The 17,701-nt window shown below is 70.7% G+C and carries 12 protein-coding genes; 4 read left to right on the forward strand and 8 right to left on the reverse strand.

Annotated elements, in window-relative coordinates; genetic code table 11:
* Positions 1–1,263: an ABC transporter substrate-binding protein gene (locus tag JNUCC0626_RS15050; protein ID WP_394620366.1), complete on the reverse strand. Its 1,263-nt coding sequence runs from the start codon at positions 1,261–1,263 to the stop codon at positions 1–3.
* A 76-nt stretch (positions 1,264–1,339) separates the two neighbouring features.
* Between JNUCC0626_RS15050 and JNUCC0626_RS15055 the strand changes: the two genes are divergently transcribed.
* Both JNUCC0626_RS15055 and sph read left to right on the forward strand, forming a co-directional pair.
* Positions 1,340–2,029, forward strand: a complete 690-nt coding sequence (locus JNUCC0626_RS15055) for a FadR/GntR family transcriptional regulator (RefSeq protein ID WP_394620367.1) — start codon at positions 1,340–1,342, stop codon at positions 2,027–2,029.
* A gap of 76 nt (positions 2,030–2,105) precedes the next feature.
* The gene (gene sph, locus JNUCC0626_RS15060; RefSeq protein WP_394620368.1) at positions 2,106–3,026 is read left to right on the forward strand and encodes a sphingomyelin phosphodiesterase; all 921 of its coding nucleotides are present in this window, start codon (positions 2,106–2,108) and stop codon (positions 3,024–3,026) included.
* On the opposite strand, the gene JNUCC0626_RS15065 is transcribed toward sph, so the two are convergent.
* The 4 genes from JNUCC0626_RS15065 to JNUCC0626_RS15080 are packed head-to-tail and all read right to left on the reverse strand — an operon-like array spanning position 3,023 to position 11,581.
* Positions 3,023–5,431, reverse strand: a complete 2,409-nt coding sequence (locus JNUCC0626_RS15065) for a DUF6493 family protein (RefSeq protein ID WP_394620369.1) — start codon at positions 5,429–5,431, stop codon at positions 3,023–3,025. The genes sph and JNUCC0626_RS15065 overlap by 4 nt on opposite strands.
* Complete coding sequence (locus tag JNUCC0626_RS15070; RefSeq protein ID WP_394620370.1) at positions 5,428–7,893, reverse strand: DUF6493 family protein; 2,466 nt, start codon at positions 7,891–7,893, stop codon at positions 5,428–5,430. The genes JNUCC0626_RS15065 and JNUCC0626_RS15070 overlap by 4 nt, the downstream gene beginning before the upstream one ends.
* Positions 7,890–10,304, reverse strand: a complete 2,415-nt coding sequence (locus tag JNUCC0626_RS15075; protein WP_394620371.1) for a DUF6493 family protein — start codon at positions 10,302–10,304, stop codon at positions 7,890–7,892. Before JNUCC0626_RS15075 ends, JNUCC0626_RS15070 begins: the two co-directional genes overlap by 4 nt.
* The gene (locus JNUCC0626_RS15080; RefSeq protein WP_394620372.1) at positions 10,301–11,581 is read right to left on the reverse strand and encodes an SWIM zinc finger family protein; all 1,281 of its coding nucleotides are present in this window, start codon (positions 11,579–11,581) and stop codon (positions 10,301–10,303) included. The genes JNUCC0626_RS15075 and JNUCC0626_RS15080 overlap by 4 nt, the downstream gene beginning before the upstream one ends.
* A gap of 103 nt (positions 11,582–11,684) precedes the next feature.
* Between JNUCC0626_RS15080 and JNUCC0626_RS15085 the strand changes: the two genes are divergently transcribed.
* Complete coding sequence (locus JNUCC0626_RS15085; protein WP_394620373.1) at positions 11,685–13,106, forward strand: FAD-dependent monooxygenase; 1,422 nt, start codon at positions 11,685–11,687, stop codon at positions 13,104–13,106.
* Here the strand turns inward: JNUCC0626_RS15085 and lysA are convergent.
* The 3 genes from lysA to JNUCC0626_RS15100 all read right to left on the reverse strand — a co-directional run bounded on the left by lysA (position 13,086) and on the right by JNUCC0626_RS15100 (position 16,978).
* On the reverse strand, positions 13,086–14,396 hold the full coding sequence (gene lysA / locus JNUCC0626_RS15090) for a diaminopimelate decarboxylase (RefSeq protein WP_394620374.1): 1,311 nt from the start codon (positions 14,394–14,396) through the stop codon (positions 13,086–13,088). The genes JNUCC0626_RS15085 and lysA overlap by 21 nt on opposite strands.
* Positions 14,397–14,507: 111 nt before the next feature.
* Positions 14,508–15,884, reverse strand: a complete 1,377-nt coding sequence (locus JNUCC0626_RS15095; protein ID WP_394620375.1) for an amidohydrolase family protein — start codon at positions 15,882–15,884, stop codon at positions 14,508–14,510.
* Between the two features lie 179 nt (positions 15,885–16,063).
* Positions 16,064–16,978, reverse strand: a complete 915-nt coding sequence (locus JNUCC0626_RS15100) for a glycoside hydrolase family 16 protein (RefSeq protein ID WP_394620376.1) — start codon at positions 16,976–16,978, stop codon at positions 16,064–16,066.
* Positions 16,979–17,071: 93 nt separating this feature from the next.
* Here JNUCC0626_RS15100 and JNUCC0626_RS15105 point away from each other — a divergent pair, with 93 nt between their 5' ends.
* Positions 17,072–17,668 carry a uridine kinase gene (locus JNUCC0626_RS15105; protein ID WP_394620377.1) on the forward strand — a complete coding sequence of 199 codons (597 nt, stop codon included), beginning with the start codon at positions 17,072–17,074 and terminating at the stop codon, positions 17,666–17,668.
* Positions 17,669–17,701 lie beyond the last annotated feature (33 nt).

Consider the following 17,701-nt stretch of genomic DNA (forward strand, 5'->3'; position numbering starts at 1 on the left):
TCAGCTCGACCACACCTGCTCGGCGGCCTTCTGCCACGTCGTCAGGATGGAGTCCAGCTGGTCGGGCTGCTGGAGGAACTTGACCAGCGCCGCGTCGGCCGTCGGCTGGAGCGCGTCGCTGGAGTCGCGGTTGAAGAACTGGGTGATCTCCGCGGCCTCCTTGAGGTGCGCCCGGCCCTTCTGCACCAGCGGTGTGCCGGAGTCCTTGGCGTTCGGGTGCGTCGGCAGCACGGTGCCGGACGAGGCCTTGATGTAGACCTCCTGCCCCTCGGCCGTCGCCGCGTAGGTCAGGAACTCCTTGAGCTCCTTGACGTGCGGGGACTTGGCGCTGGCGAAGAACCCGTCGGTCGGGCCCTCCTCCGCCAGCGGCACGTTCGGGTCGATGATCGGGAACCGGAAGAAGTCGATGTCGTCGAGGACGTCCTTCGGTGCCGCGTCGGCGAAGAACGCGCCGGTGAGCAGCATGCCGGTGCGGCCCTGCAACATCGCCGTGGTGGCGTCCTGGAAGCCGATGGCCGTGCCGTTGGGGTCGGTGTAGGGCAGGACCTCACGCCACTTGGTGAAGACCGCCTTGACCTTCGGGTCGTCGAAGCGCTGCTTCCCCGCGAGGAGTTCGCGGTGGAACGGCGCGCCGTTGATCCGGATGTTGAAGTAGTCGAACCACGCGGAGGCGGTCCACGGCGAGTCCGCGCCCGCGCCCATGCCGATCGGGATGACACCCTTGCCCTGCAACGTCTTGCACAGCGCGACGTACTCGTCCCAGGTCTTCGGCGGGGTGACTCCCCACTTGGCGAAGTTGGACTTGCGGTAGAAGTTGCCCCACCAGTAGTACGTCGTCGGCACGAACACCTTGCCGCTCAACGTCTTGAACGACTGGGGGTAGTCGCCCATCGTCTGCCAGACGTCGCTGACGTCGAGCAGCAGCCCCTTCTCCTCGTAGCCCTTGAGCAGCGCTCCGGGGTACCAGGTGAAGAGGTCGGGCGGGTTGGCCGAGGTGAGGTAGCTCGGGAGCTGGGTCCGGAAGGTCTCGGAGGCCACGGTGTTGACCGAGGCCTGCGCGCCCTTCTTGTCGTTGAACGCCTTCACCAGTGCGTCGATCGCCGCTTTGGCAGCAGGCGCCGACAGGTTCGACTGGATCGTGGCCGTGCCCGCGGCCTGGGTGACCGGGCCGGAGGACGCCGAGGTGGCGCAGGAAGCCGTGCCGCTGACCAGCAACCCGGCTCCCGCGGCGGCGGTGACGCGGAGGAAGTGACGCCTGTCCATGGCGGACAGATTGCGCGCAGGTCATGATCATGTCAAGAATAATTCATAATTTATGATGTGCCGTATGATCGCGGGCATGAGCGAGAAGCGGCTGCGGGGCGTGCACGGCCAGACCGTAGAGGCACTGGCCGGCCGGATCCTCGCCGGCGAGATCGGCGAGGGCGACACCCTCGACCTGCCGGCGTTGCGCGAGGAACTCGACGTGTCGCTGACGGCATTGCGCGAGGCCCTGAAGGTGTTGTCCGCCAAGGGGATGATCGACGCACGGCAGAAGCGCGGCACGTTCGTGCAGCCCCGCTCGTCGTGGAACCTCCTCGACACCGACGTGATGCGCTGGCAGACCCAGGCGGGCAATGCCGACCACAGCCTGTTCGACGAACTGACCGAGATGCGCGTGATCGTCGAGCCCGCCGCCGCCCGCCTGGCCGCCGAACGGGCCTCCGACGCCGACATCGAGGCCCTGGCCGCCGCACTGGACCGGATGGCCTCCGCCCGCGACCTGGCCGCGACCGTCCGGGCAGACCTGGACTTCCACCGCCTGCTGATGGGCGCCACGCACAACGCGTTCCTGACCCAGGTCGAGCGGATCATCGCGATCGGCCTCGCCGAACGGGACAAGCTCGTGCACGGGACGGTCGAGGACGACCCGGTGCCGTCGCACCGCGCCGTGCTGGACGCGATCAGGGAACGCTCGCCGGAAGCGGCCTACGAGGCGATGCGCGCGCTGGTCGACAAGTCGGGCGCGGACCTCGACCGCCTGCGCTGAGTCTTGATCGATACGACACCATCGGGTACCGGTAAGCGGTTGTGAAAGACATTCACGTCCTTCACCATCGGGCCTCATGCGCCTGATCACGCTCGCCGTCGCCGTCGTGCTCGCGATCTCGGCCGCCCCCGCGGTCGCGGCACCCGGACTGAAGATCGCCACCTACAACGTGTTCATGCTGTCGCGGAACCTGTACCCGAACTGGGGGCAGGTGGCCCGGGCCGACCTGCTCGACAGCACCGGGGTGCTGGCCGGGCAGGACGTCGTGGTGGTGCAGGAGGCGTTCGACAACGCCGCCTCCGACCGGTTGCTCGCGAACCTGCGCGACACCTACCCGCACCAGACGCCGGTGCTCGGGCGATCCAAGGCCGGGTGGGACGTGACGTCCGGCGCCTACAGCGACTCGACGCCGGAGGACGGCGGGGTGGCGGTGCTCAGCCGATGGCCGATCACCACGCGTGTGCAGCACGTCTACCGCGACGCGTGTGGCGCGGACTGGTTCTCCAACAAGGGGTTCGCGTACGTGCGGATCGAGGCGCCCAGTGGTCCGGTGCACGTGATCGGGACGCACATGCAGGCCGAGGACTCCACGTGCACGAGCGCGCCGGAGGGGTACCGGGTGAAGCAGCGGGCCGAGATCCGGGCGTTCCTGGCCGCGCGGAACATCCCTGCTGCCGAGCCCGTGTACGTGGCCGGGGACATGAACGTGATCAAGGCCAGTGCCGAGTTCCCGCGGATGGTGTCGGAGCTCGGGGCGCGCATGCCCGAGGTGGGTGGGCACCCGTTCTCGTGGGACTGCGCGGACAACAGCGTCTGCCGCGACCAGTACGGGCCCGAGTACGCGTCGGAGCACCTCGACTACGTGCTGACGGTGCAGGGGCCGTTGCTGCGCAACGAGACACGGCGGGTGAAGAGTCCTGAGTGGTCGATCTGGTCGTGGGGGCGCAAGTACACCTTCACCGACTTCTCCGACCACTACCCCGTGTTCGCCGGCTAGAGCGCGACTCGGTCCAGCACCGCCAGAAGCCTCTTCGCCTGGACGACCGCCTTGCCGGAACCCTTGCGGGCGGCCATCTCGGCGAGGCCGTCCACCGTGCCGGACGGCTGGACGCGCTGGGCCAGTTCGACGGCGAGTTCGATCAGGTCCGCGACCCTGTTGTGGGACAACGACCTCGGCAACGCGGCGGCCACTGCGTCCCAGGTCTGGTGCGCCGCGCCGGCACGGGCGGCGTCGCGCAGGCACGACGTCAGGCGGCTCACCACGAGCTCGCCGCGTTCCAGGAGCCGGCCGAGGAGGTCGCCGAGCACGTGGCCGTCGAGGTCGTCGCGGGCGGCGAGGATCAGCAGGGCGTCGACCGCGTGCGCCCGGCCGGTGGTTTCGGCGGCTCCCATGCCGTAGGCGAGGGCGAGGTGGGTGGCGACGCCGGCCGGACCGTCCGTTTCGGCCAGTGCGGGCAGCACCCGGTCGAAGCGGCCCCCTTCCCTGCCGTTGGCGAGGAAGGGCAGGAGCTGGGCGGCGACGGTCTCGCGTTGGGTCGGGAGGGTGGCGGGCCAGGACGTGAGCATGGCGCCGCCGTTGGCGTAGTCGGACTGCGACTGGCCGGTGCGTTCGACGACCTCGGTCACCGGTTCGGTCCGGGCGCTCAGCCACGCCCGGAGGAGCCTGCCGGAGTCGCTCGCGAGTGCGACGAAGTCCTCGGGGCGGGCGTCGCGCGGCAAGCGGTGGCAGGCCTGCTGGAGGTCACCCGGCCACGGCTCCCAGTTCTCCGCCTCGGCCTTGGCCAGGCGTTCGAGCAACGTGGCCACGTCGAGGAGGCCGGACGTCGTGGTGGGCGTGGAGACCAAGGCCGGGCGCGGTGACTTGACCAGGCCCTTCGCGATCTCGTGCAGACGTGCGGAGATCAGCAGGGTCAGCGCGGTGCCCGGCTCGGCGGGGTCGAACTTCGTCGCGGCCACCTCGGCGCGGCTGATCGGGGTCAGCGGCTGGGCGGGTGCGCCGATGATCGAGAGGAGCACCAGCCAGCAGTCGCCGCGGCCACGGGCGGGATTGGTCTCGTAGACGTCGCTCCGGAAGGCGTGGGGGTGCTTCTCGTAGATCGGGGCGAACGCCTGGGCGACCGCGTCCCTGTCCTGCCAGCAGAAGCGGACGACGGCCTCGATGATCCGTTCGGTGGTGACGGCGTCGGGGTCGCGACCGTTGCGGGCGAACAACGCTCCGGCCTCGCGGGCGAGTTCGTCCAGGGTGGCGATGGGCTCCGGCCACGGCGTGCGCGTGAACCCGGCCAGTTCGACGGTGTCTTCGGCGACCACGTGGACGCCGAGCTGGGCCGCGAGGTCGGCGGGCAGGTGCTCGGCGAGGGTGCGGAGTTCGGCGCGGGTCTCGTCGCTCACCCGGAGCTGGGCGACCAGCTTCACGGCCTGGCCGCGCACGTCGTCCGAGGCGTGCGTGAAGAGGTCGGCGGCGGTCAGCGCCACCTCGTCCGGGTGGGCCTTGGCGTGGTTCGCGAGCCACGCGAGCTGGGGGCGGACGAGCTTCTTCTCGGTGCGGCCGAAGACCCGGCGGCTCGCCTCGGTGAGCAGGCCGAAGTCGAGCTTGCCCGCGTCGTCCACGCGTTTGAGCTGGTTCTGGGCGGCGGTGGCGACGGTCGAGCGCGAGTCGGGCAGCATCGCCACGTAGTCGCGAACGCGCGCGGCGGCCTCCTCGACCGTGAGGCCGATGGCCCGGTGCAGGTCGAGCCACCCGGCCGTCTCGGCCTGGCCGCCGCCCTGCTGGAGGTGTGCCAGGCAGCCGTCGATGAGCGGTCCGCGGTCCATCGTCGCGCACAGGAACGCCTGTGCCGACTGTCCGTCGGCGTAGAACGCGCCCGCGCCAGGAACTTCCAGCAGGCGCGGCAGCAGCACCTCGAAACCTGGCCGCCACTGCTCGTGACAGTTGTTGATCAGGAAGTGCCGCAGGAAGCCGTCGGCGTCGGGCGGCGTGTCGCCGCAGAACTCCAGGACGAGGCACATCAGATCCGACCGCGAGTACAGGTTGACCGGAATCTTGGCGGCCAGCCGGGTGACCAGGTCCGGCAGCCACGGAAGCTCGCGCTGCCGCAGCACGTCGACCAGTGCGGAGGTCGCGGCGGCGTGACCGCCCTGGTCGGTCCAGGAGTCGAACCGGATCGGATACCGCACCAGCCACGACGTGAGCGTCGCGGCGCCCTGCAACAGACCTGCCGCCGCGATCGCCATCGATTCGCAGTACTGCCCGGACAGTTCGCCCGCCCGCATCTTCTTCTCGAACGCCACCAGGTCGGGCGCGAGCGCCTTGCGTTCCGCAGGCGTGAGGGAGTTCAACGCCTCGCTGAGCGCCGCGAACGCCTCCGCCTCCATCAGCTCCTGGATCCGGCCGAAACTCATGACTCCCCCAGCGCCTCGGCCAGACGCCTGGCCTGCCCGACGATCTTGCTCGATCCCTTGCGGGCGGCGACTTCCGCCAACCCCTCGACGGTACCGCCGGGCTTGAGCTGCTGGGCGAGTTCGACGGCCAGTTCGACGGCGTCCGCGACCCGGTTGTGCGTCCACAGCTGCGGCAGCATCACCACCAGCGTCTGCCAGACCTGGTGTGCCGCACCGGAACGCGCGGCGTCACGCAGGCACGGGACGACCCGGCTCAGCGTCACGCCGCCCTGGGCCGCCAGCAGTCCGACGACCTCGCCGAACGCCGTGCCGTCGAGGTGGTCACGCGCCGCGAGGATCAGCAGGGCGTCCACGGCGTGGGCGCGGCCGACCGTCGCCTCGGCGCCCAGTCCGTACGCCAGCGCGAGGTGCGTGGCGACCCCGATCGGACCGTCGGTCTCGGCGAGCGACGCCAGCACGGGTCCGTCGTCGCCCTTCGACTCGGTGCGGGTCGCGAGGTGCGGCACGAGGTGGGCGGCGACGACTTCCCGTTGTCCCGGCAGGACAGCGGGCCAGCAGGAGAGCATGACCTCCCATTCGCTGTAGCCGTACCAGAACAGCTCCGGCTGGGGCAGCGCCGGCTCGAGCGTCACCAGCACCCGCTTCTCCGGGCGCGGCGCGGCGACGTAGCCGTACGGCTTGGCGCGGGTGCGGTGCACCAGTTCGGCCACCGGGTCGACCGGCTCGGCGAGCCACTCGCGCAGCCAGACACCCGTGGTTCCGCCCAGCGCGGCGAAGTAGTCGGGACTGGTGCCGCGAGGCAGCCTGCGGCACGCCTGCTGGAGGTCGCCCGGCCACGGTTCCCAGCCCTCCGCCTCGGCTTTCGCCAGACGTTCGAGCAGCGTCGCCGGGTCGATCCGCCAGGACAGGTCGGTCGGGGTCGACACCAGCGCCGGGCGCGGCGACCGGACGAGGCCCGTGCCGATCTCGCGCAGCCTCTTCGCCAAGTGCCTGCCCGGGCTCTCCGGACCGGTCCGCCCGAGCACCGCCGCCCGGTCGAACTCCGCCGGCGCGGACACGGCCGCGAAGATCGCGAAGAACATCGACCGGGAGTCGGGTGACGGGCGGTCGAGGTACGGCTGGAGGTCCAGGCGGTTGGTGATCCACGTGTACTTCTCCAGGAACGGACCGAGCGCCCGCACCACCGCTTCCCGGTCCTGCCAGGTGAACCGGACCACGGCCTCGACGATCCGTTCGACGAGAACGGGGTCGAGGTGAGCGGTGTTGCGCCCGAACAACGACCCCACCTCGCCGGTCAGCTCGTCGAGCGTCGCGATCGGATCGGGCCACGGCCGGACCACGTGCGGGGCGAGCGCGAAGACCTCCTCCGCGACCGTCTCGACGCCGAGCTGGGCCGCCAAGTCGGACGGCAGCTGCTCGGCGAGTCCCGCCAGCTCGGCGCGCGTGGCGTCGGTGATCTTCGGTTCACACCGGGCCACCAGCTTCACCGCCTGGCCGCGCAGGTCGTCCGAGGAGTGCGCGAACAGGTCGGCGGCGGCCAGCGCCACACCGTCCGGAGTGGACTTGGCATGCTTGCCGAGCCACGTGAGCTGGGCGCGGATCAGCTTCTTCTCGGTGCGGCCGAACACCCAGCGGCTCGCCTCGGCCAGCAGCTCGAAGTCGAGCCTGCCCGCCTCGTCGAGGAGTTTGAGCTGCGCCTGGGCGAGCGTGGCGACGGTCGACCGCGAGTCCGGCAGCATCGCGACGTAGTCCCGGACGTGCTCGGCCACCTCGTCCAGCGTCACCTGGACGACCTCGTACAACGCCAGGAACCCGTCCATCTCCCTGGCCGCACCGACCTGCTGGAGCCGGGCGAGGGTGCCGTCGAGCAGGACGGCCCGGTCGGCCCGGTCGCGCAGGAACAGCCGCCACTGCCGGACGTTCGCGAAGATCACGCCGCTGCCGACGACCTCCAGCAGCCGCGGGATCAGCACGTCGAACGACGAAGGCCAGCGCGTGTGGCCGCCGAACTCCAGGAAGTGCAACAGGAATCCGTCGGTGTCCGGCGGGGTGTCACCGCAGAACTCCAGCACGAGCCGCAGCAGATCCTGCCGCCGCCGGTCGCGGCTGGGCATCCGGGCGGCGACCCAGGTGACGAGGTCCGGCATCCAGGCGAGGTCGCGGTGCCGCAACACGTCCAGCGCCACGGGGATGCTGTTGTCCTCCCTCATGCGGTTCCACCAGATCTGGTACCGCACGAGCCATGGCGTCATCGTGGAGGCGTTGGGCAGCAACCCGCAGCCCGCGATGTGCAACGCCGGGTGGTGCAGCCAGTTCTGCTGACCGGCGCGGTACTTCTTCTCGTACGCGACGAGATCTTTCGCGTACGCCTTGCGCTCGTCCGGCGTCAGCGACTTCAGCACCTCGCCGAGTGCCAGCAGCTGGTCGGACTCGATCAACGCCTGAATCCGGTCGAACGTCACGCTTTCTCTCCCAGAGCACTCACGAGTCGCTTCGCCTGCACGGCGGCCTTGCCGGTTCCCTTGCGCGCGGCCACGTCCGCGAGCCCGTCGACTTCGCCGCCGGGATTGAGCTGCTGGGCGAGTTCGACGGCCAGCTCGAGAACGTCGGACACCCTGTTGTGGGCCCAAAGACGCGGCAGCATCGCCTTCAGTGCGGCCCAGATCTGCGGTGCCGCACCGGAACGGGCCGCGTCGCGCAGGCCGGGCAGCACTCGGCCCAGCACGACGTCACCACGCTCCAGGACCTGCCCGACGAGGTCGCCGAGCACCGCCCCGTCGAGCTGGTCGCGGGCGGCGAGAACCAGGATCGCGTCGACCGCGTGCGCGCGGTTCACCACCAGTTCGGCGCCCAGGCCGTACGTCAGGGCCAGGTGCATCGCCGGACCCGCAGGGCCGTGCGACTCGGCGAGCATCGGCAACAGCGGGCCGTCGTTGCCCTTCGTCGCCGTGCGGGCGCGGAGGTGCGGCACGAGGTGCGCGGCGATGACGTCGGGCTGCGTCGGCAGAAGCGACGGCCACCACTCCATCATCGGGCCGCTCTCGTCCCAGTGGCGCAGCTGGTTCTCCGGCTCCTCCAGGCCCGGCGTGACCGTCGCGTACAGCCCGGTGTCCTTGACGTCGTCGTAGCCCTCGTAGGCGAACGTCCGCTCCCCCAACGTGATCACGGCCTCGGACTCGAACGACGGCAACCGTTCGAGAGCTTGCTGAAGGTCTCGTGGCCACGGCTGCCAGCCCTCGGCCTCCGCGCGGGCGAGCCGCTGCGCCAGCACGGCCGGGTCGATCAGGCCGGACGCCTCGGTCGGCGTCGACACCAGCGCGGGCTTCGGCAGGTAGACGAGTCCCTTGGCGATCTCGTGCAACCGCCGGGCGAGCCGGTCGGCGATCTCGCCGTTGCCCTCCTGCGTCGTGCGCCAGTTGCGGGCGAAGTCGATGGTCTCGCTGACCGGCTTCTTGAGCTTCTTCGGCTTGGCCCGGGCAGCCTGGATGATCTCGAGGAACTCCGAGCGCGGGTTGCACTCGCCGTCGTCGTTCCAGCCGGGGTGCTGCTCGCGGTAGGTGAGCCAGGCGTGCTTGTCGTACACCGGCTGGATGGCGCGGCCGAGCGCTTCCCGGTCCTGCCAGGCGAAGCGGACGATCGCCTCGACGATCCGCTCCGCTGTGGACGGTTCGAGCCGATCGCGGCCGACCGCGGCCATCAGCTCGCCGGTCAGCTCGTCGAGGGTGGCGATCAGCGCGGGGAACGGCCGGGGCTCGTACGCCACCAGCTCGGCTCCGGAGTCCTGTTCGGCGATGACACCGAGTTCGCGGGCCAGGTCGTCCGGGAGCTGCTCGGCCAGCGCACGCACCGACGCCTGCGTCTCGTCGCTCGCGTTCCCGAGGTGCTTCACGATCAGCTTCACGGCCTGGCCGCGCAGGTCGGCGGACTCGTGCGCGAACAGGTCCGCGAGCGTCAGCACCACCTCGTCCGGACGGGCCTTGGCGTGCTTGCCGAGCCACGTGAGCTGGGCGCGGACGAGCTTCTTCTCCGTGCGCCCGAAGACCCAGCGGCTCGCGTCGAGCAACAGATCGAAGTCCAGCTCGTCGTCCAACGACCTCAGTCGCTCCTGCGCGAGTCCGGCGACCGTCGACCGCGAGTCCGGCAGCATCGCGAGGTAGTCCCGCGCGTGAGCACTCGTCTCGTCCTGGGTGACCCGCAACGCCGCGTGCAGGCCGAGGAAGCCGTCCATCTCGCCCGCCGACCCACCCTGCTGCAACCGGGCGAGGCACACGTCGAGCAGGGCCTGCCGGTCGGCCCGGCGCACCAGGAACTCGACCCACCCGCGCCGTTCGACACCGAGCACCACACCCGCGCCCACCGCCTCCAGCGTGCGCGGGATCAGCCGGTCGTACGCGGGCTTCCAGTTCTCCGATCCGGAATCCATGAGGTGCAACAGGAACCCGTCGGTCTCGGGCAGTTCGCCGCCGCAGAACTCGACGATGACCCAGGTGAGGTCCTGCCGCCAGCGGTCGCGTGCCGACAGCTTGGCGGCGAGCCGCTCGATCAGGTCCGGCATCCAGGGCAGGTCGCGGTGGCGCAGCACGTCGAGCAGCGTGCGGACACCGGGATCCTCGTCGGCGCGGTACCGCGCCCAGATCGTGTAGCGGATCAGCCACGGCGCGAGCGCGGAAGCGCTCGGCAGCAACCCGGCGCCCGCGATGGAGAGCGTCTCGCTGTCGTCCCAGCGGCGGTCGCCCCGGCGGTGTTCCTTCTCGTACGCCACCAGATCCTTGGCGTACGCCTTGCGCTCGTCGGCGCTCAGGGCGATCAGCGCGTCACCGAGTGCGCGCGGGTCGTCCGACTCGATCAGCGCCTGGATCCTCGCGAAGCTCACGCTCTGCCCCTGACCATGTCCGCGGCCAGCACGTGCTTGCACTTGCCGCGCCCGCCCCGGTACTCGGCCCACCACTGGCAGGTGCAGGCGTCGCCGTTGACCCGGTACGAGCCTACGACGGCGGTGTCGCCGTCCCAGCTGACGGCGTTCTGCTCGACGAGCGCCTTCGCGTTGCGCAGCCTGGGGTTCATGGCCTGGACGTCGACGCCGCCGTACGGGAGTTCGCGGTGGAAGTACGCCGCCTCGGCGAGGTCGTAGCCCACCCGCCCGGACGTGCCGAGCTGCGCGAGCGCGTCCTTGACCCGCGCCGGGGTGAGGCCCGAACGGTCGGCGAGATCCGCGATGTCCACGCGGGGCTCGAAGTCGAGCAGGGCGCCGATCAGTTCGGCGTCGGTGTCGGCGTCACCGGCGGCCAGTCCGTCGAGGACGGCACCCTCCCCGGACAGGCCGCGGGTCACCTCGGGCGACAGCACGAGCGTCAGCCGTTGCGCACCGAGGTCGACCTCCCAGCCGCTCGCGACCGGCTTGCCGTCAGCGGGCGGGCCGTAGAGCCGGACGGCCTTCGCGAAGCGCAGCAACGGGATCAGCGTCTCCAGGCGGTTCGGGCCCGCGAGGCACACGGCGTTCGCGGACGCGGTTCCGCTGAGCCGCAACGACTTCCCGGACGGCACCGCCCACACCGCCGCGCGGCCCTTGGGCAACGTCTTGAGGAACCGCTGCGCGTCCATCGGCGAGAGTTCGGCGCGCAGGTCGAACCTCGACGTCAGCACCTGGGTCTCGGCGAACCCGCGCAGCCAGCGCGGCGGCAGCGGCACCTTCTTCTCCACGACCGCGCCGTCGAGCGTGCCGACCTCGACCTGGTCGGGGCCGACGGTGAGGTGCAGCGGGTCGCCCTTCGTGACGCGGGCGAGCGCGCGCCGCAGCGGCTCGTTGACGTCGACGTTCGTGGTGCCGCGGTCGTGGACCTCGCCGTCGAGGGCGTCACCCAGGACGTCCAGGCGCGCGTACACCCCGCAGCAGCCGGAGAACGACTCGAACCGCAGCCGGTCGCCGTTGCACGTGACGACCGGGTCGCGCAGCCGTTCGGTGGTGGGCTGGAAGTACCGGGTGCCCGCGACCTTCGCGATGGCGAGCAACGCCGTGGCGGCCTGCTGCGAGTCGCCCAGGAACCCGGTGAAGAACCGCGGGTTCGGTGCCCTGCCGCCGGAGGTCTGCAGGCCGAGAGCGCGGCGCTGCTCGTCCAGCCGGGAGTCGGCCACGTACGCGTACGAGTGCATTGCGCCACTCTAGAGAACAGATGTTCGAGGCCGAGCCCGTTTGATCAACCTGTTCGGAATATCGTTTGCGGGCCGTGCCCGGCAGGATCACACTTCGCGGCCGATGACTGAACCAGTGGATTTCGACGTGATCATCGCGGGGTGCGGCCCGACGGGTGCCGTGCTCGCCGCCGAACTTCGACTGCACGACGTGCGGGTGCTCGTCGTGGAACGCGAGACCGCTCCCCCGCCGTCGCTCGTGCGGCTGGTGAGCCTGCACGTGCGCAGCCTGGAGCTGATGGCGATGCGCGGGCTGTTGGACCGGCTGCTCGCGCTCGGCAGGCGCCGCCCGATCGGTGGGGTGTTCGCCGCGATCCCCAAGCCCGCGCCTCCTGACCTCGAGTCCGCCTACCTGCTGGGGATTCCTCAGCCCGTGGTGGACGGCGTGCTCGAAGAACACGCGATCTCGCTGGGCGCGGAGGTGCGGCGCGGGTGCGCGGTGGTCGGCCTCTCGCAGGGCGACACCGTCACCGTGGAGCTGTCGGACGGGTCGTCGGTGCGGTCGCGGTACCTCGTCGGGTGCGACGGGGCGCGCAGCACGGTCCGGAAAGCGCTCGGTGTCGGGTTCGTCGGAGAGCCCTCGCGCAACGACACGTTGATGGGTGAGCTGGAAGTCGGGGTGCCGCACGAGGAAGTGGCCGCCCGCACCGCCGAGATCCGCGCGACGATGCCGTGGTTCAGTGTGAGCCCGTTCGGCGAGACCTGCCGCGTGGTCGTGCCCGCCGTCGGGGTCAGCGAGGACCGCGAGGCCACATTGGACGACTTCAAACAGGCGCTGCACGCCATCGCGGGCACGGACTTCGGCGTGCACTCACCGCGCTGGCTGTCGCGGTTCGGCGACGCGACGCGGCTGGCCGAACGCTACCGGGACGGCCGGGTGCTGCTCGCGGGCGACGCGGCGCACATCCACCCGCCCGCCGGCGGCCAGGGCCTCAACCTCGGCGTGCAGGACGCGGTCAACCTCGGCTGGAAGCTGGCAGGGCTGCTGGCGGGCTGGGGTACGGAGGCGTTGCTCGACACGTACGAGACCGAACGACGGCCGGTCGCCGAGGACGTCCTGAACAACACCCGCGCCCAGGTGCTGCTGGCGTCCGCCGAACCGGGTGCGCGGGCGGTGCGCAGGCTGCTCACCGAACTCATGGACCTCGACGCGGCGAACCGGTTCCTGCTCGAGAAGATCACCGCGATCGGGATCAGGTACGACCTCGGTTCCGACGCCGACCTGGTCGGGCGCCGGATGCCGGACGTCGCGTTGTCCGAGGGCACTTTGTACGACCGGCTGCGGCTCGGGCGCGGGACGGTGCTCGATCCCAGCGGGGAGTTGTCCGTCGGCGGCTGGGCGGACCGAGTGGACGTCGTCACGGATTCCGCCGTGGACGCTCCCGTGCTGCTGCGGCCGGACGGTTACGTGGCATGGGTCGGGGACGGACCGCTGGAGGCGTGCCTCGCCCGCTGGTTCGGGCCCTCAGAGGTAGCGGCGCAGTAGGTCCTCCTCGGTCTCGCGGCGCACGATCGGGCGTGCCGTGCCGTCGTGCACGGCGATGACGGGCGGGCGGCACACCTGGTTGTAGTTGGAAGCCAGGGCGTGGTGGTAGGCGCCGGTGGCGGGCACGGCGAGCAGGTCGCCGGCGTGGACGTCGTGCGGGAGCAGGACGTCCACGGCGAGCACGTCGCCCGCCTCGCAGTGCCTGCCGACCACCGTGACCGGTTCTGGCCTGCCGCCGCGGCCGATCAGCCGGACCGCGTACTTCGCCCCGTACAGGGCGGGGCGCGGGTTGTCGCTCATGCCGCCGTCGACGGCCACGAACGTCCGCGTCGAGCGCTTGACCGCGCACACCCGGTAGAGCGTGACGCCGGCGTTCGCGACGATCGACCGTCCGGGCTCGATGAGCAGACGCGGCGGCGGCACGCGGTGCACGGAGCACTCGTAGTTGAGCGCGCCCGTGATCCGGTGTGCGAACCCGGCGAGGTCGAAGTCGGACTCGCCGGGCAGGTACGGCGCGCAGAAGCCGCCGCCGAGGTCGAGCTGCTCGATCCTGGTGCCGCAGGAGGCGATGAGGCCGACCATCCGGCGCACGGTTTCCTCGTAGCTGGCGACGTTCCTGACCTGCGAGCCGATGTGGCAGTGCAGGCCGACGAGCTTCAGCGACGGCTGTTCGACGACCTTCAGGATCGCCTCCAGCGCGGCATCGGACGCCAGCGAGAAGCCGAACTTCTGGTCCTCGACACCGGTCGCGATCTTGGCGTGGGTGTGCGCGTCGACGCCGGGCGTCACCCGGATCATGACTTCCTGGCCGTGCGTCGCCAACGCGCCGAGCTGCGCGATCTCGTCCAGCGAGTCGACCACGATCCGGCTGACCCCGTACTCCAGCGCGGCCTTCAGGTCCTCGGCCGTCTTCACGTTGCCGTGCATGATGATCCGGCTCGGCGCGAAACCTGCTCTGCGGGCCAGCGCGAGTTCGCCCGCCGAGGAGACGTCGAGGGACAGGCCTTCCTGGTGCATCCACCGGTAGACCTCGGGGCAGGGCAACGACTTGCCCGCGAACACGACCTCGGCGTCCGGCAGCGCCTTCACGAACGCGCGGGCCCTGGCGCGGACGGTGTCCTCGTCGAGGATCTGGCACGGGGTGCCGAACCGGGCCGCGACCTGCGTGGCCGGGAGTCCACCGATGATCAGGTCTCCGCCCGCGAGGCGGGTGCCGTCCGGCCAGAGACCCTCTTCCAGCACCGGTTCGGTGGAGCATCCGATGCTGGGCAACAACTCGGCGAGTGTCATGCGTTCAGCAGACGCCTGGCGCCCGCCCGTGCCCAGGTCCCGGACGGGACCCTGACACGGGCGGCCTCCGCTTTGACGCGATCCTGACGGCGCCGGTGGCGGGCGCCACTCTCAGTGGAGGCAGCCCGCAGGCGTCAGCGGTGCCTCGACGGGCTCCTTCGCGGCCTCCTCGATGTCCTTGAGCAGTCGGGTCCGGTCCCGCGGGCCCAAGTAGCGGCCTCGGCTGACGACGGCGTGGACGCGGCTGACGTTCGTGATGTCCCGCAACGGGTTCGCGTCGAGCACCACCAGGTCGGCCTGCTTGCCCGGCGTGACCGTGCCGCTCTCGTGCTCCCTGCCCACGCAGCGAGCGGCGTCGATGGTGGCCGCCTTGAGCACTTCGGCCTCGGTGAGACCGGCCTGGACGAGCAGCGCGAGTTCGTCGTGCAGCGAGAAGCCCGGGAAGACGTAGGCGAACCCGGCGTCCGTGCCCGTCACGACGCCGACACCCGCGTCGTGCATCTGCTTGAGCAACCGCATCCGAGCGTCCCCGAACCTCTCGAGCTCGGCGACCTCCTCGGGTGTGCGGGGCGGACGGCCGGACATGATCTGCTGCCACTGCGCGCGCACGTCGACCGGGATGTAACGCAGGCGTTCCAACGCCTTCGGGTCGTTCACGATGGTCTCGGGCGAGCGAGACATGTTCCGCTCGACGAACAACGTCGGCGACTGCCACGTGCCACGCTTCGCCATGGCCGCGAACAGGGTGCGGGCCTTGCGCTCGGAGTGCGTGGCGAGCGCGGCCCGTTCCATCCGGCCCGACTGACGGCCCCACCAGTTCGGATCGGCCGGGTCGTCGGGCAACGCGTTCAGCTGCCCGTAGAGGGCATCGGCGTTGTCCGAAGTGGACGTGAACAGGTTGTAGAGGTGTTCGTGCGTGTGCTGGGCGAGCGCGTTCTGCACCGGCACACGGGCGGGAATGTGTCCCGCGAACGGGATGCGCAGCCTGCGTGCCTCGTCGGCGATGGCGGTGTAACACTCGGGAGAGAGGAACGAGTAGACCTTGACGAAGTCCGCTCCCCCGTCCTTCGCCCGGCGCACGGCGGCCCGTGCCTGCTCCGGCGTGCTGACGATGTCGGCGCCAGGCCAGATGGCGCCGGGACCGTCGACGATCGCGCTGGCGATGATCATGCGCGGCCCGAGGACCTCGCCGGACTCGATGCGGCGGCGGGTGTCGTGCGTCTCCGGCATCCCCCACATCTCGCGGATGCCCGTGACGCCGTGGACCACGTGCAACGGCGCGAGCGTCGTCTCGAAGTAGGTCGCGTGGGTGTGCAGGTCCCACAGGCCGGGGATGACGAACTTGCCGGTGACGTCGATGACCGTGACGCCACGCGGGATCTCGCGGAGCCGTCCAGCGGCCAGGATGCGATCCCCCGCCAGCACGACGGTCGAGTCGGGCACGGGAGCGCGCCCGGTGCCGTCGATGAGCGTGGCGCCGCGCAGCACGGTCACTCCACTGGCGAAAGCCTCCGACTGACCCACAGCTCCCAGAGCGACAGCCCCGAGCGCTCCCTTTCCCAGCCAGGACAACACATCCCGGCGCGCCAAATCCCCCACTGCGCCACCTTCCCCCGAAGTCCCTTCCACGCTAGCGACTTCAGGGAGGTGACGCAGTAGGGCTGTCCCTACGGACGAGTCCACACCGCCACGTAGTCCACCAGCATCGGACGGCCGGGCGTGGTCTGCGCGGTCGGCGTCGTCCGCCCCGCCACGCCGTTGGGGAACGCGCCGCCGATCGCGACGTTCAGCAGGATGAAGTAGCCCTGGTGCGAGGTCATGTTGTTCCACGAGGTGGCGTCCATCTGGTTCTGCCGCACGCTGTGGAACTGCTGGCCGTCGACGTACCACCGCAGCTGGTTCGGGCTGACCGAGCGGTCCCACTCGAAGCGGTACGTGTGGAACGCCGACTGGCAGCTGCTGCCGGGGCACGCCCGCGAGGCGCCGAGGCCGTTGGTCTCGTTGCACGGGCCGCCGGGGTTCACGCCGCAGTGCAGGACGCCCCAGACCGAGTTGATGCCGTTGACGTTCTCCATCACGTCGAACTCGCCGATGCTGGGCCAGTTCCAGTAGTTGCCGCGGTACGGCGCGCCCAACGCCCAGAACGCGGGCCAGTAGCCGAGGGCGGGCGTGCCGGTGATGTTCGGCATCTGGAGGCGGCCCTCGATGCGCAGGACGCCGCCCGCCGGCGCCTTGAAGTTGGCCCGGCGGGTCTCGATGCGGGCCGACGTCCACTCGCCCGAACCGGAGCGCAGCGGGGTGATGCGCAGGTTGCCGGAGCCGTCCAGCGCCAGGTTGGCGCGGTCGTTGGTGTAGCGCTGGATCTCGCCGGTGCCCCAGTTGCCGGGGCCGCCGGGGTAGCCGTGGCCGGTGTCGACGATCCAGTTGTTGCTGTTCGGGGCGCTGTTGTTGGCGCCGTTGAAGTCGTCGGACCAGGCCAGGGACCAGCCTGGCGGGGTGGGTGGGACGGCTGCCTGGGCGATGCCGCTGAGGGGTAGGACCAGGACCAGTCCGAGCAGGGCGCGCGTGAGTTTTCGAGCCACGACGATGACCTCTCTGTCAACGATCGTGCGGCAGCGGACCTCCATGGAAGCGCTCTCACGCCCCGCTCGTCAACTCTGTGGCATCGTGCGGAGGTGGACGAAGTAGCTGATCTGCTGCCGGAACGGGGTCTGGTCGCGGTCGACGGCGTGGACGGGGCAGGGAAGACGACGTACTGCGACGCGCTGGCCGACGTGCTGCGGGCGCGCGGCCGTGAGGTGGTGCGGGCGTCGGTGGACGACTTCCACCACCCGCGCGCGATCCGGTGGCGGCGCGGGCGGACGTCACCCGAGGGGTTCTTCCTGGACAGCTTCGACTACGAGCGGTTCACGGCCCGGCTGCTCGTGCCGTTCGCCGCACGGCGCCCGTTCCAGCGGGCGAGCCACGACCTGGCGTCCGACGAGTACGTGGAGGCGCCGTTCGAACAGGCGCCGGACGCTCTCCTGCTGGTGGACGGGATCTTCCTGCACCGCGACGAGGTCGTGGACCACTGGGACTACTCGATCTTCCTGGACGTGGAGTTCGCGGTGTCGGTGGGACGCATGGCCGGGCGCGACGGGAGCCCGCCCGACCCGGACGACCCGCGCAACCGCCGGTACGTCGAGGGGCAGCGGCTCTACTTCGCCGCGTGCGAACCGCGGAAGCGCGCGAGCCTCGTCCTGGACCACAACGACCCCCAAAATGTTACCTAGCGTGATAACGCCAGGTAGGCCTGAGACGACGTA

Source organism: Lentzea sp. JNUCC 0626, from assembly GCF_043632865.1.
In the GTDB taxonomy this organism is placed as follows: domain Bacteria; phylum Actinomycetota; class Actinomycetes; order Mycobacteriales; family Pseudonocardiaceae; genus Lentzea.